The 14,676-nt window shown below is 57.7% G+C and carries 15 protein-coding genes; 13 read left to right on the plus strand and 2 right to left on the minus strand.

The annotated features are described in order from the left end of the window. Positions 1-4: 4 nt before the first annotated feature. The 13 genes from INF77_RS02530 to INF77_RS02590 all read left to right on the plus strand — a co-directional run bounded on the left by INF77_RS02530 (position 5) and on the right by INF77_RS02590 (position 12,289). Complete coding sequence (locus INF77_RS02530) at positions 5-433, plus strand: organic hydroperoxide resistance protein (RefSeq protein WP_013095463.1); 429 nt, start codon at positions 5-7, stop codon at positions 431-433. Positions 434-580: 147 nt separating this feature from the next. Continuing rightward, a complete protein-coding gene (dnaT, locus tag INF77_RS02535; protein WP_100171033.1) occupies positions 581-1,126 on the plus strand; it encodes a primosomal protein DnaT in 546 nt (181 codons plus the stop codon). Then, on the plus strand, positions 1,123-1,860 hold the full coding sequence (gene dnaC / locus INF77_RS02540) for a DNA replication protein DnaC (protein WP_014882432.1): 738 nt from the start codon (positions 1,123-1,125) through the stop codon (positions 1,858-1,860). Before dnaT ends, dnaC begins: the two co-directional genes overlap by 4 nt. A gap of 84 nt (positions 1,861-1,944) precedes the next feature. Continuing rightward, on the plus strand, positions 1,945-2,427 hold the full coding sequence (locus INF77_RS02545) for a DUF2501 domain-containing protein (protein ID WP_048959799.1): 483 nt from the start codon (positions 1,945-1,947) through the stop codon (positions 2,425-2,427). 268 nt (positions 2,428-2,695) lie between these two features. Continuing rightward, on the plus strand, positions 2,696-4,987 hold the full coding sequence (gene opgB / locus INF77_RS02550) for a phosphatidylglycerol--membrane-oligosaccharide glycerophosphotransferase (RefSeq protein ID WP_193532407.1): 2,292 nt from the start codon (positions 2,696-2,698) through the stop codon (positions 4,985-4,987). Between the two features lie 180 nt (positions 4,988-5,167). Beyond that, positions 5,168-5,806: an EAL domain-containing protein gene (locus INF77_RS02555; RefSeq protein ID WP_028015414.1), complete on the plus strand. Its 639-nt coding sequence runs from the start codon at positions 5,168-5,170 to the stop codon at positions 5,804-5,806. A 178-nt stretch (positions 5,807-5,984) separates the two neighbouring features. Next, entirely contained in the window at positions 5,985-6,479 is a 495-nt protein-coding gene (locus INF77_RS02560; protein ID WP_088204602.1) for a spore coat protein U domain-containing protein, read from the plus strand. 2 nt (positions 6,480-6,481) lie between these two features. Next, on the plus strand, positions 6,482-7,258 hold the full coding sequence (locus INF77_RS02565; protein ID WP_088204603.1) for a molecular chaperone: 777 nt from the start codon (positions 6,482-6,484) through the stop codon (positions 7,256-7,258). Next, positions 7,239-9,467 (plus strand): fimbria/pilus outer membrane usher protein, encoded by a 2,229-nt coding sequence (locus tag INF77_RS02570; protein WP_193532408.1) that lies wholly within the window; start codon positions 7,239-7,241, stop codon positions 9,465-9,467. The genes INF77_RS02565 and INF77_RS02570 overlap by 20 nt, the downstream gene beginning before the upstream one ends. Then, entirely contained in the window at positions 9,458-10,414 is a 957-nt protein-coding gene (locus tag INF77_RS02575) for a spore coat U domain-containing protein (RefSeq protein WP_193532409.1), read from the plus strand. Before INF77_RS02570 ends, INF77_RS02575 begins: the two co-directional genes overlap by 10 nt. 123 nt (positions 10,415-10,537) lie before the next feature. Further along, positions 10,538-11,278 carry a winged helix-turn-helix domain-containing protein gene (locus tag INF77_RS02580; protein ID WP_193532410.1) on the plus strand — a complete coding sequence of 247 codons (741 nt, stop codon included), beginning with the start codon at positions 10,538-10,540 and terminating at the stop codon, positions 11,276-11,278. A 1-nt stretch (position 11,279) separates the two neighbouring features. Then, entirely contained in the window at positions 11,280-11,753 is a 474-nt protein-coding gene (locus tag INF77_RS02585) for a hypothetical protein (protein ID WP_041911308.1), read from the plus strand. Positions 11,754-11,782: 29 nt separating this feature from the next. Continuing rightward, positions 11,783-12,289 carry a GNAT family N-acetyltransferase gene (locus INF77_RS02590; RefSeq protein ID WP_063942916.1) on the plus strand — a complete coding sequence of 169 codons (507 nt, stop codon included), beginning with the start codon at positions 11,783-11,785 and terminating at the stop codon, positions 12,287-12,289. A 92-nt stretch (positions 12,290-12,381) separates the two neighbouring features. Here INF77_RS02590 and tsr read toward each other — a convergent pair whose 3' ends face one another. Continuing rightward, a complete protein-coding gene (gene tsr / locus INF77_RS02595; RefSeq protein WP_045259638.1) occupies positions 12,382-14,046 on the minus strand; it encodes a methyl-accepting chemotaxis protein in 1,665 nt (554 codons plus the stop codon). 83 nt (positions 14,047-14,129) lie between these two features. Next, a complete protein-coding gene (gene hpaR, locus INF77_RS02600; protein WP_023334396.1) occupies positions 14,130-14,570 on the minus strand; it encodes a homoprotocatechuate degradation operon regulator HpaR in 441 nt (146 codons plus the stop codon). Between the last annotated feature and the right edge of the window lie 106 nt (positions 14,571-14,676).

The raw sequence follows: 14,676 nt of genomic DNA on the forward strand, positions 1-14,676 counted from the left end.
TGCCATGTCTTTAGAAAAAGTTGTTTATACCGCCAAAGCAAAAGCAACCGGGGGCCGTGACGGCCGCGCGACCTCTTCCGATGGAGTTCTGGACGTTAAACTGGGCGTGCCCAAAGAGATGGGCGGTATGGGTGGAGAAGTCACGAACCCTGAGCAGCTGTTTGCTGCGGGTTACTCTGCCTGCTTCCTGGGCGCGATGAAGTTTGTGGCGGCTCGCGACAAATTTACCCTGCCAAAAGAGGCGTTTATTGAAGGCGAAGTGGGTATCGGCCCGCTGCCGACCGGTTTTGGTATCGAAGCAAAACTGAATATCCACGTTGAAGGGATGGATCCTGCGGAAGCCAAAAAGCTGGTCGATGCGGCGCATATCGTTTGCCCGTACTCTAACGCGACCCGCGGCAACATCGACGTGACGCTGAATATCATCGCGTGATAACTGCCTGATGGCGCTGCGCTTTTCAGGCCTACGACTGTAGCCCCGGTAAGCGCAGCGCCACCGGGGAAATCCCCTCCATCCCTTCCCCTCTCTGTGCTACCATAAGCCCATATCACGCCCGTAGTAATCAGTTGAGTAAGCGTTATGTCCTCCAGAATTCTGACCACCAGCATTGCTGGCATTGATGCCTTTATGCGCGACCCACGCGGTGTGTTGACCCACGCCGAAGGTGGCACGATTGCGGTTTTTGCCGACAACGCGCCGGCGTTTTACGCAATCACGCCGGAACGTCTGGCGCAGCTTCTGGAGATCGAAGCGCAGATGTCACGTCCGGCAAGCGACGTCACGCTGGATAACCAGTTTTTTGAAGAACCGGTTAATACCCCGCTAACCGTTCCGATGGGCAAATTTGTCCTGTACGCGGGCTGGCAGCCTGACGCAGATTTTCAGCGGCAGGCAGCATTGTGGGGCATTGCGTTAACTCAGCCAGCCACCGCGGAAGAGCTCGCCGCGTTTATCGCCTGGTGGCAGGCGGAAGGCAAAGTGTTCACCCACATTCAGTGGCAGCAAAAGCTCGCGCGTCATCTTCAAATTACCCGCGCCAGTAACAATGGCCAGCCTAAGCGCGATATCAACACGTTTTCAGAACCGGATAAACAGATCCCGAGTGGATTCCGAGGTGCGAAATGAAGAACGTCGGCGACCTGATGAAACGTCTGCAAAAAATGATGCCAGCCAACGTGAAGCCCGCCTTCACCACGGGTGAAGAGCTGCTGGCGTGGCAAAAGGAGCAAGGTAAAATTCGTGCCGCCGCGCTCGCCCGCGAAAACCGGGCGATGAAAATGCAGCGCACCTTTAACCGCTCCGGTATTCGCCCCCTGCACCAGAACTGCTCGTTCGATAATTATAAAGTTGAGACCAGCGGGCAGATGAACGCGCTCGCCGCCGCGCGTCAGTACGTGGATGAATTTGACGGCAATATCGCCAGCTTCATTTTTAGCGGCAAGCCGGGCACAGGTAAAAACCACCTCGCGGCCGCCATCTGCAACGAACTGCTTCTGCGCGGTAAATCGGTCCTCATCATCACCGTGGCCGATATCATGTCCGCCATGAAAGACACCTTCAGTAACCGTGAAACCAGCGAAGAGCAGCTTCTTAACGATCTGAGCAATGTCGATCTACTGGTCATCGACGAGATTGGCGTTCAGACGGAATCCCGTTATGAAAAGGTCATCATTAACCAGATAGTCGATCGCCGCTCTTCGTCCAAACGTCCCACCGGGATGCTGACGAACCACAACATTGACGAGATGACCCGCTTACTGGGCGAACGCGTCATGGACCGCATGAAGCTGGGCAACAGTCTGTATGTCATTTTCGACTGGGACAGTTACCGCAGCCGCGTCACCGGCAAAGAGTATTAAGACAGTTCCAGGAATCGCCAGCAGGGCGCAGGTATATACTGGAACCCCTTCCGGCCCAAAACGGACCTTTTTGAGAAAGCCATTATGAAAAAACAGATTCTTATCAGCACCTTTTTAGGCGCGCTGCTGGTTACCGGCGCAGCACAAGCGGCTTCGTGGCAGGAGTCCCTGTCAAGCGCCGCGAATGAGCTGACCAAAGAGAGCAGCAGCGCCCAGGGCGGGCTCTCGGCCTCTTCTCTCACCAGCCTGCTGAGCAACAGTTCCCAGAGCCTGAGCGCGGGCACGATGAACAACGCGGCGGGGATTCTGGAATATTGCGCTAAGCAAAAGCTGGCCTCGGTGACCGACGCGCAAAACGTGAAAAACCAGGTGCTGGGTAAACTGGGTCTCGACACGCAGGAGCAAAAAGCGGATACCAGCTATATGGACGGCATTCAGGGCCTGCTTAACGCGCAAAACGGCCAACAGCTGAATCTGAGCACCCTCGGCAACTCCGCCCTGGCAAAACAGGTGAAAACCAAAGCCTGCGATCTGGTGCTGAAACAAGGCGTTAATTTCATCTCCTGATCCGCCCCATTTTCTGCCACAACACGCCGCGTTTAATGCGATAGGCTTGCATCGCGGCGTTAAACGAGCGTTTTTCCTACCTGCCACCGTCTCAGCGTCCGTTTGTCAGGATGCGACCATCCTCATAAAAACGATTTTATAAACCAAATCCTAACAACAGCACACTTTCGTGACACTAAAATTGCAGCTAAACGACATCGCCATTACATTGTCTTACCAAAAATAAACAGTTAGCCAGCGAAGCACCTGGCGTCATGAGGATATGCTGTTGTCAGAATTCATCTCTCTTATCCTTTTTCTGGCTTCCGTCGGCGTTTATGCCTGGAAAGCCGGCCGTAACACCTGGTGGTTTATCGCCACGCTGGTGGTGCTCGGCATTTTTATCGTTTTAAACATTACCTTATACGCCAGCGATTACTTCACCGGCGACGGCATTAACGATGCCGTGCTCTACACCCTGACGAACAGCCTGACGGGCGCGGGAGTAGGTAAATACATCCTTCCGGGGCTGGGACTGATCGTGGCGCTGGTGACGATTTTCGGCGCGCTCGCCTGGGTGCTGCGCCGCCGTCGCCATCTTCCTCACCATCATGGCTACAGCCTGCTGGCGCTTTTCCTGGCGCTGGCCTCCGTCGACGCCAGCCCCGCGTTTCATCAGATCACCGAGCTTGTAAAATCCCAGTCGCGCGACGGCGATCCGGACTTCGTGGCCTACTATAAAGAGCCGTCGAAAACGATCGCCAACCCGAAGCTCAATCTGGTCTACATCTACGGTGAAAGCCTGGAGCGCACCTACTTTGATAACGATGCGTTTCCGAACCTCACGCCGGAACTGGGCGCGCTGAAAAACGAAGGTCTCGATTTCAGCCACACCATGCAGTTACCCGGCACGGATTACACTATCGCCGGGATGGTGGCCTCCCAGTGCGGTATCCCGCTGTTCGCACCTTTTGAAGGTAACGCCTCCGCCTCGATGTCGACGTTCTTCCCGCAGAATATTTGCCTGGGCGATATCCTGAAAAACTCCGGCTATGAAAACTACTTTATGCAGGGAGCAAACCTGCGCTTTGCCGGAAAAGATGTGTTCCTGAAATCCCACGGTTTTGACCACCTGTATGGCTCAGAAGAGTTAAAAACGACGGTTGCCGATCCCACCTACCGCAACGACTGGGGCTTCTATGACGATACGGTGCTGGACGAAACCTGGAAGAAATTCGATGAACTTTCCCGCGCCGGGAAGCGTTTTTCTCTCTTTGCGCTGACGGTAGATACGCACCATCCGGACGGGTTCGTCTCGCGCACCTGTAAGCGAAAAAGCTATGACGTGGACGGCAAAAACAACAAGTCTTTCAGCGCCGTGACCTGTAGCCAGGAGCACATCGCCGCGCTGGTCGAGAAAATCAAAGCCTCGCCCTGGTTTAAAAACACCGTCATCGTCGTATCGTCTGACCATCTGGCAATGAAAAACAGCGCGTGGGACCAGCTCAGCAAGCAGGATCGCAGCAATCTTTTCTTCGTGCTGCGCGGCGACCAGCCGCAGCAGGAGTTAATCGCCACCAAACGCAACTCCATGGATAACGGCGCAACCGTGCTGGACATTCTGGGGGGCGACAACTTTATTGGCCTCGGGCGCAGCACGCTGTCGGGGCAATCCCTGTCGGAAGTGTTCCTCAACATGAAGGAAAAAATTCTCGCCTGGAAGCCCGACATCATCCGCCTGTGGAATTTCCCGAAAGAGATGAAAGACTTCACCGTCGATCGGGATAAAAACACCGTTGCCTTCTCCGGCAGCAATTTCCGCCTGCCGCTGCTGGTGCGCGTGTCGGATAGTCGCGTCGAACCGCTGCCGGAAAGCGAGTATTCCGCGCCGCTGCGCTTCCAGCTGGCCGATTTCGCCCCTCGCGATAACTTCGTCTGGATTGACCGGTGTTACAAAATGGGTCAGCTCTGGTCGCAGCCGCTGGCGCTCTCTACGGACTGGTGCGTCTCTCAGGGCCAGCTTGGCGGGGAGCAAACCGTGCAGCATGTCGACAAAGCCCAGTGGAAAGGCAAAACCGCCTTTAAAGATACGGTGATTGATACGGCTCGCTATCAGCACAACATCGACATGCTGAAAATCGTCGACAACGACATCCGCTATAAAGCGGACAGCTTTATCTTTAACGTGGCCGGCGCGCCCGAAGAGGTGAAGCAGTTTAGCGGCATCTCCCGTCCGGAGTCGTGGGGACGCTGGTCAAACGCGCAGCTGGGCAACGAGGTGAAAATCGAGTACACCCATCCGCTGCCGGAACAGTTCGACCTGGTGATCACCGCCAGGGCTTATGGACCCAATGCCAACAAGCCCGTCCCCGTTCGCGTGGGAGATCGGGAGCAGACGTTAACGCTTGGAAACGACGTGAGCACGCACACGCTGCACTTTGAGAATCCTTCGCGCAGCAATACCCTGGTGATCGTACCGCCGGACCCGCAGTCCACCAATGAAGGAAATATTCTCGGCCATTCACCGCGCCAGCTCGGGATCGGCATGGTCGAAATCAAAATCGTCAGCAAAGCGGGTTAAGACGCGTCGCGCCCGGCGTTCTGCCGGGCGCTTATGAAAATAAATAATCCTATAATATTCTTATAAATTAGATTAAAACACTTTATATAAGCCATTTTTATCTATAAATATCCCGCCAAAATCCAGATCCGTAAAATTCCAAGCTCCTGAAATCACCACGGAGCGTTACGCACGTTTATCATGCTAACCGGCTATAAGTTCGAATCCATCCGGGCACTGCGCAGTGAAAATGTGATTGCCTGGGAGGTATTGTCCACGGCAAAGCCCAACGTCAATCTTGAAGATTACTTTGGCTCGCTGTCGGCGACGCAGCGTAAAGCGCACTTCTTTGCGCAGCTTCGTCACGCCATGTTTTGCAAGGATGGCGACAAGTATTACCTCAATGCAACATCGGATTTACTGCTGGAAACGGACTTCCTCGACAGGCTAAAAGAAGAAACCCCGTGCCCGGAGAAACTTGCTATCGAGATCACCGATCTCCATACGATGGTCCAACTCGACGATACGCAAAGCCAGGCGCTGAGGAAATGCATCGCGACGCTCCATCAGTGGGGGATAGAAGTGTGGGCAGACGATGTCTGCGAAGACCTACTTCCCGACCTGCTGACCAGCCAGATCCGCTTCTGCGGCATCAAAATTGACAAACATACCTTCTGGAACGGACGGACCGAGCAGGCGAAGTTTCTGCATCTCACCCGCGAGTGCAAGCGCGTCGCCAGCAAGGTGCTGATCGAAGGCATCGAAACCGCGGGTGATTTCGCGCTGGCCTGCGCGAGCGCGGCCGATTACGGCCAGGGCTATCTGTGGGGGAGAAAATGACCCCTTTCATTTTGAATGCTGGCGATCGGGTCATCGTTCTGCGCGGCAACGCCTGCTTATGGCCTTGCCCCACCTTTTGCTGCCATACCCTGGCAGAATGCCATCAAAAACGCTGCCTGCTGGACGCTCAGTCATTCGCTTTGTAATTGCACTGTTACTCACGTCAGGAAATAAGATCATGAAAATTATTCCCACCGCTGTATGTTGTTCCGCTCTCCTGCTTCCTGCTGCTGCGATCGCCGCAGACAGTACCGCAAGCGCGACGATGCATGTATCACTTGAGGTCGTGAAGTCGTGCACCCTCAAAGCCAACGACCTCAACTTCTCGCGTCACGGCTCCGATGAGTCGAGCGAAATCCTGGCCAAAACGCAGGTCGATATCGTCTGTACCAACGGCACGCCGTTCACCCTCACCGCCACCAGCCCCGACGGCGAAAGCGGCACCTTCTGGCTGAAGCCTGAAAACGGCGAAACCGGGGCGCAGAAGATTGCGTGGAAACTCTTTGCTGACGAAGGCAAACAGAAGCAAATCAACGAGACGACTGGTCTGGACGATACCGGCAACGGTGCGGAACAGGAAGAAACGCTGTATGGCGTCATTGACGCCGGGGCGCTGACAACCGCCCAGGCAGGGAACTACAGCGACGATATCACGTTAAACCTGGAGTACTGATCGTGCGTCGCTACCTTCCCTGCTTCATTCTGTGGCTCATGATGCTGGCGCTGCTGTCGCGCTACGCGCTGGCCGCCACGCTTCAGGTGGCCCCGGTAACGCTCGATCTGCAGAGCGACCAGCGGGCAGCGGCGGTCTATCTCACAAACAGTGGGAGAGCGGCCATCAATGCGCAGATTCGGGTATACGAATGGACGCAAAAAAACGGTAAAGATGTGCTGGTGTCCACCGGGGAGGTGGTCACCAGCCCGGCGATGACTTCACTGGCGCCGGGCCAGCAGCAACTGGTGCGCATTATCGTCATGCAGCCCGGCATCCGTGCGCAGGAGCAAAGTTACCGGCTGGTTATTGATGAACTGCCGGACGCCGCGTCCCGTGCCGCCAACCCCTCCGCGGTACACTTCCTGCTGCGCTACTCGATTCCGGTGTTTATTGCCGGGAGCCAGAGCGCGCCCGTCAGCCACGATGCCCTGAGCTGTGAGCAGGCAGACATACCGGCCACTCTCCGCTGCTTTAACGCCGGAAACCGCCACATCCGCCTGAGCCACCTTGAGGCCCTGACGGCCGATGGGAAGGTTGTCGGGTCGATTAAAGGCCTGGCGGGCTATGTGCTCCCGGGACAAACCGCCCTTTTATCGCTCAAGCAGCCCACACGTTACGCGCTCAGCTCGCTGCGCGTCTATCTTAATGATGACCATCATGCCAGCCAGATACCCCTGCGCCCGCTCGCTTCTCGCGCTCCTGTTTTGGCTACCGCTCATGCTGTCAGCCCGGACTGAGCCCGCCGACACCGTGCAATGGCTGGCCATCACCGTGAACCACGCCCCGCGAGGCGAGCTATGGGCCTGCCGGGTGGTGGATAATGCGCTATGGATAAGCCGCAGCGACATGAAAAAGCTGGGGCTTCACGCCCCGGACGATCGCGCAGAGTGGGTTGAGCTGACCTCCCTGCCGGGCCTGAACGTCAATCTCGACGTGCTGTCCCAGCAGGTGTCGATTACCGCAGAGGCAGACGCGCTCGAGGGCCAGCAGCATCTGACCGTCTCAAGGCCCACGCCGATGTACCGCTATCCTGATGCGCAGCCCGTCAACGCCTATACGCTCGGATATGCGCTCTACGCCAGCGACGTGCAAGGGAAGCGCCAGCTTAACGCCCAGACCATGCTGACCGCGTCCGGTGGGCTACCCGGAACGTTCAGCAGCAGTTTTTCAAGCCATGTCGGGGCGGAAAACAGCGCCGGTCGACCGACCCATACGCGTCTCGAAACCCGCTGGCAGTGGGACAACACCGACTCGCTGACCACGCTGGCGCTGGGCGACAGCGTCACCACCGGCACCGGCTGGAGCCGACAGGTACGCTTTGGCGGGCTGCACTGGGCACGTAACTTTGAGCTCAATCCCCAGCTCAATACCGAACCGCGCAGCCGCTACAGCGACACGGCCGTGCTGCCTTCCACGGTCGATTTGTATATCGACGGCCTTAAGCAGAGCAGCCAGCGCGTCACGCCGGGAGACTTCCTGCTGGATACCCTGCCCTCCTTCACCGGAAGCGGACAGGCGGAGGTGGTCATTACCGATATCAACGGCCAGCGTCGCACCGTACAGCTCGATCTCTACGGCGCGCCGGGCATGCTGGCGGAAGGGTTCAGCAGCGGTTCGCTGGACATCGGCTGGATGCGCGAAAACTACGCCCTGCGCTCCGACGACTATGCCGCCTCGCCGCTGCTGGACGCGGGCTGGCGCTATGGGGTGAATAATAGCCTGACGCTAGCGCTGCATACGGAACAGCAGCGCAGGCTGCGCAACGTGGGTATGGGCACTGACTGGCTGGTCTCTCCCGCCTTGGGGGTGGTCAGCCAGCACGTTGCCGTGAGCGACAGTCCTTACGGGCAGGGCGTTCAGTGGGGCCTCGGCTGGCAGTGGAACGGCAGAGGAACGAGCATTTCTGCCAGCACCGTCCGTACCGAGGCGGATTTCGCCGACAACGCCCGCATGAGCGGTGCCGCGCCCGTCAGACGCAGCGACAACGTCTGGGTAAGCCAGTCCATCCCCCACTTCGGTACCGTGGGCACGGGCTGGGTACAGCAGAACATTGAGGGCAGCACAGAGCGTTACCTCAACGCCTCCTGGTCGGTATCGCTGCCGGCACACATCTCCACCACGCTGAGCTACACCCGCTCGTTTACGGACGCGTCGAGCCACGTTCAGTTGCTGCTTTCCGTCCCATTGGGTCGCGAGGACACGCTCTCCGCTCAGGTCAGCCGGGATACGCCGCGCATGGATTACCGCCACCAGCCGGACGATGAGGCCGGCGGCTGGTCATGGGAGCTGGGCCAGGGCTTCGGCGAACGACGTGAAAGATATGCGGACCTCGGCTACCTAGGCCGAGCGGGCGAATGGCACGTTGGGCTGCAGCAAGGTGCCAACCAGGGCAACCAGTACGCCTCCGCCGAAGGCAGCCTGACGCTGCTGGACGGCAGCCTGTACCCGCTGCGCTACATCCAGCAGGGCATGGCGCTGGTGTCCACCCACGGCATTGGGCACGTACCGGTAATGCTGGAAAACCGCCCGGCCGGTGAAACGGATGAAGACGGTTATCTCCTGCTGACCGACCTGCCGCGCTACCACAACAGCAAAGTCAGCATTAACCCGCTCGATCTTCCCGCCGATGTGATCGCCCCTGTTACCGACATGCATGCCAGACCGGGCAACAGCAGCGCGGTGAAAGTCGAGTTTAACGTCCATCACGCCGTCACGGTTCAGGCCCGGCTGGTCGACAGCCGCCGCAGGCCGCTCCCGCTGGGCAGCGTCGTGTCAACGCCGCAGGGTGCCACCATCGTAGGACGCGACGGCTTTATCTGGCTTGAAGATCCGCCCCTGCCGGGCGAACTGGTGGTGAAGACCGGTGAGGGAGAGTGCCGGGTCACGCTTCCGGCGCCCCGTACCGCGTCATCTATACAGAATATCGGAGAACAACTGTGTCATTAAGAGCGCCGTTATTATTGCTGCTCGTCCTGTCCGTGAAGGCGATGGCGGCAGCCTGCTGGATAACCTCCATGCCCGCCATTAACTTTGGCAACGTCGTGGCGGGCAATACCACCTCCGTCAACACCGAGGTCAAATTTAGCTGCCAGGCCGACAACGAGGGCAGGACGGAATATATTAACGTCTGCCTGAGCAGCGTAGACGCCCCGCCCTTTGAGATGATCTCCCAGGGAGATCAGGAGGGGAAACAGTACACCCTTCTCTTCCGCCTGCTTAACGGCGCAGCGCGCTCTCAGGAGCTGGGGCCTGCCAGCAACGGGAACCTGATTCAGCAGACCCTCGCCGCGGAAAGCAATGCCAACGTCAGCGGTACCTTTCCGCTTATCGCTACCATTCCGCCAGGGCAAAGCCAGCTTCCGGCCTACCACTATTACAACTACAACATGAATCTGCGCATCGCCTGGCACAGCGCCCTGCGCCAGGACGCGCTGCAAAACTGCTCGGACGGTTCCGCAGAGGGGCAGCAGGTGCAGGGCGGCACCAGCGCGCAGGCCGAAATCAGCCAGGGGTGTTACATCGAGCGCGTGACGCCGCTTAACTTCGGCACGCTGACCAGCACCGCTACCCTGAGCCCGACGCGATCCTCCGCCACCCTCACCACGCGCTGTCCAGCCGGAACCGCGTTCACCCTTGCCATGGGAAAAGGCAACCATGCCAGCGGTAACCAGCGGCAGCTCTGCAACAGCGAGGGTCATTGCCTGCGCTACGGTCTCTGGCAGGATGAGGCGGCCACGCAACGCTGGGGAGATCAAAGCAGCGGCGATGCGCTGCAGGTCACCAACCCTGCAGGCGGCACCCAGAACTACACCGTTTACGGCGAGGTCCCGGCACAGCCGCTAACCGGTACCGGGGAGTTTATTGATGACGTGATTATCACGCTGACTTATTAAATCACCCAAAAACCTGTCTGGATCAATGTTATCGGTAACAGTGGCGTTAAAATAGCCAGCAATGCAGCCTTGAGGGCGTAAGCCTTTTTTCATTCATTATCTCTGTTTTTATTACAACAACTTATGAAATACCTGCTTGCTGACGCCATCGTCTATAACGACGAGGACGGCTCTGTTTCTCTTATCAATGCGCCGGATGAGGATGCGCAGCTCCTCACCTGCACGGCCAATACCATCATGAGGCTGCTGGTTCAGCATCACGGGAACGTGGTCGAACGGGAAACCTTTCTCCAGGAAGTCTGGGATCGGCGAAGGCTCCAGGGGTCTAACAACTCCTTAAACCAGTACATCAGCATTCTGCGCAAGATGCTGGCGACCCTGCTTCCCGACGCGCTGTTTATCGTTACCGTACCGAAAACGGGCTTTATGCTCAGCGCAGACGTCACGGTCACTCCGCTGGAGGAGGCCCCCCCGATCGCCAAAACGGTGAAACCTGCATGGCGCGTTCGCCCGGAATGGCTGTTCTGCGGCGCGCTCACGCTGGTCGTCGTTGCGCTAAGCATCTGGATCGTGCTCATCAAGCCAGACGCCCCGCAGCGGGAGATCCATCTGCTGACGCATATCGGCACCTGTCCGGTTTACACCTTTACGCCGCTGGCGGACGTGTTTCACGGGAAAGCGATTACGCTCGCGCAAACGCTTCAAAAGGACGGTCACCTTCCGTGTCTGAAAAATTCGATTTTCTACATGCACATTCAGAGAACGCTTTTCTACGGCCACGAAGGGCGGCTGGTGCTCTCCCAATGCTCCCTCACGCGGGGTAAAGCCAGCGCCTGTCGTACGCTTTACTATTACGAGTGGTGATATGAGACAAAAAAAAGTTTGGCTAATCCTGATCCTCAACCTGCTGCTGCTGGGCACCGCGCTGGCGTGGTATTTTCACACGCCTCCGCTGTCGGTAACCTGCGACGGAAACCTGACGTTTACCGACGAGCGCGACAGCCACAATTTCACCTTTGACGGTGAGGTCATTATGCGCTTTCACCCCGACAAAACGGGGTACATCACGGTTAACGGCAACGTGGTGAATGCCCCGCGCAGCTGGGAGGTTTCTCGCCAGGAGATGTTTAAATGGCGTCACGTGGAGGACGAACTGTATGAGATCGTCATTCAAAAAGTGGAGCGCTTTAGCCATGACGCGATGCCGCCCGGGGTCTTTGAAAAATACGTTGCCGGCCTGACGCTGGGCAATAAAAGGCTTCTGACGATAGAGCGCACGCCGGAAGACGCGCTGGTGATCAGCAATTTTTATTCGCCGGTGCTGATCTGCTCGGAATAATGTCGACGGGTCAGGCTATACTTGCCGCCATGACTATTCGCATTCGCCCCACCACCCTCAGCGACGTTGCCGCCCTGTCCGCCATTGAACGCGCGGCGGCCGGGCGATTCCGCGACATCCCGGAACTCGCCTGGCTTGCCGACGGCGAGGTCATTCCCGCTGAGCAACACCTCGACTATGCCGAACGCGGGCTCAGCTGGCTGGCGCTGGCAAACGACCAGCCCGTCGGGTTTGTCCTTGCCGAAGCCCACCCGTCATCACTGTTTATTGTCGAACTCTCGGTTGATCTGGACTGGCAGGGAAAAGGGATTGGCAGACAGCTCATCGCCTGCGTGGCAGATTGCGCCCGTAAAAGGGGGCTGACCGCGCTGACTCTGACGACGTTCCGGGACGTGCCGTGGAATGCGCCCTTCTATGCGCGGCTGGGGTTTGAAAAAATGACGACGCTGACGCCTGAACTGCGTCGGAAAAGGGAAGAAGAGACAGCGCACGGTTTAGCGTATGACTCCCGCTGCGCCATGCGCCTGCAGCTTTGATATCGCCCGGTGGCGCTGCGCTTACCGGGCCTACAAAACCCTGAACAGTGGGCCGGGTAAGGCGCAGCCGCCACCCGGCACAACGCACGGCGTTAGAACGTTTCCCAGTTATCACCTGCATCGGCAGTCGCGGTTTTACGCGTCATTACCGGTGCGGCAACGGCTTTCGCCGAAGCGAACTCGCGCGCCTTCATCTGCTCCTGCTGAATGCGGAACACTGCCACGGCCTGCGTCAGACGGCTCGCCTGCTCTTCCAGCGCCGCCGCCGCTGCGGCTGACTCTTCCACCAGCGAGGCGTTCTGCTGGGTCACGCGGTCCATCTCTGCCACCGCCAGGCCCACCTGGTCGATACCGCGGCTCTGCTCGTCGGACGCAGAGGCAATCTCGCCCATGATATCGGTCACGCGGGTCACCGCGTTCACGATCTCACCCATGGTTTCACCGGCGCTTTCCACCAGCGTTGACCCCACTTCCACGCGTCCCACGGAGTCTTCAATCAGGCTCTTGATTTCACGTGCTGCCTGAGCGCTGCGCTGGGCCAGGTTACGCACTTCCCCTGCCACCACCGCAAATCCACGACCCTGTTCGCCCGCACGCGCCGCTTCTACCGCCGCGTTCAGCGCCAGGATGTTGGTCTGGAAGGCAATGCCGTCGATCACGCTGATGATATCGGCAATTTTCTGCGAACTGCCCGCGATGTCACGCATGGTTTGCACCACGTTGTCCACCACCTTGCCGCCCTTCTGCGCGGTTTCAGACGCGCTTAGCGCCAGGTGGCTCGCCTGACGGGCGTTCTCGGCGTTCTGCTTAACGGTCGCCGTCAGCTGCTCCATGCTGGCAGCGGTCTCTTCCAGGGAAGCGGCCTGCTGTTCAGTACGGGAAGAGAGGTCGTTATTGCCCATCGCGATTTCGCTCGCGCCGCTATAGATAGCGTTCGCGCCGTTACGCACGTCGCCCACGGTACGCACCAGCTCGCCCTGCATATGACGCAGCGAGTCGGCCAGTTCGCCCATCTCGTTAGAGCCTTCCACGTCGATGCGCTTCACCAGGTCGCCGCTGGCGATGTGGCGGATATTGTCAATGAGACGCGTCAGCGGAGAGATCAGCGCCTGCTTGATACCCAGCCAGACGGCCACAATCACCACCAGCACGGCAACCAGCACGCTGATCAGCACCCAGATAGCCTGAGTGTAAGAGCTGTTGCTGTCTTCAACCGCCATCTGGTACAGCTTGTCGTTCTGCTGCAGGTAGCTCACGTACTGCTTCTCGAAGCCATCCTGGTAGCTCTGGGTCGGCTGGTCGAAGAAGGCGTTGATTTTGCCCGCCCCCAGCAGTTGAATCAGCTCAGCCAGCGCACCGTGGTAGATATCGTAGTTACGTTTAATTTCCAGCGCAGCGGCGTCGCTCTGACGCGGGTCGCGCGGCAGGGCTTCATAGTCAGCCCAGTTTTTTTCCGCCTGTTTCAGCGAGGCAGACGCAATCTGCATCAGATCGTTAACGGTCGCGCCGCTGCCGATATTGTTCTGATCCATCATGTAGCGGATGCCCGCGCGGTTCAGGGTATTACGGGTTTGCAGCAGCGCAACCCAGCTCCCGTTAAGGGTGGATTGTTGCTGACGAATGGTTTGCAGTACGGTGAAATTCTCTTTGTCATTCTTCAGAGCATTAAAGAAAAGACCACCGGATGTGAGTTGTAAAAGGCCAAATATCGCTAAAACCAGCATTAAGCTGGTGACAATCTTGATACGGTTTAACATGTTTTCTCTTTCCTCAGACAGATACAGAATTTTCGGCCTGGAAAGGGAAAACTTTACGAAAATCATCCTGGAATTTGTGGTTTTTACTCTTCTTCCCGCGCTGCGTTATGCCGGTTTCCGAGTTCAATAAACTCTTCCAGCAGCGCCGTCAGCTGCTTCATCTTCTCCGGGGTGTATTCCGCCTCAATCTGCTGATACGCCTCTTCCACCTGCGCCTGGGCGTGCTCGTACAGCGCATTTCCCTCTTTGGTCAGCGACACGTACAGCTTGCGCTGGTCGTTTACCGGCTTTAAGCGCAGCACCAGGCCGTCGCGCTCCATGCGCGTCAGAATGCCGGTCAGGCTCGGGCGCAGAATACAGGTGCGAAACGCCAGATCGTGAAAATCCATCGACGGATGTTCAGCCAGCACGCGCACGATGCGCCACTGCTGCTCGGTGAGGTTATGCCGCTTCACAATCGGACGGAAGTACGACATCGCCGCTTCCCGCGCCTGCAAAAGCGCGATGGTTAATGAATCATGCATAGCCTCTCCCCTTCACATCATTAACAAGTAAACGATTCATAAAAGATGTTTTTATAAACAACACGTTTCCTGCCAGAAAGTCTAACAGAAACCATTCTGTTTTATT

It is taken from the genome of Enterobacter cloacae complex sp. P1B (assembly GCF_014982345.1).
Classification (GTDB): Bacteria; Pseudomonadota; Gammaproteobacteria; order Enterobacterales; family Enterobacteriaceae; genus Enterobacter; species Enterobacter bugandensis.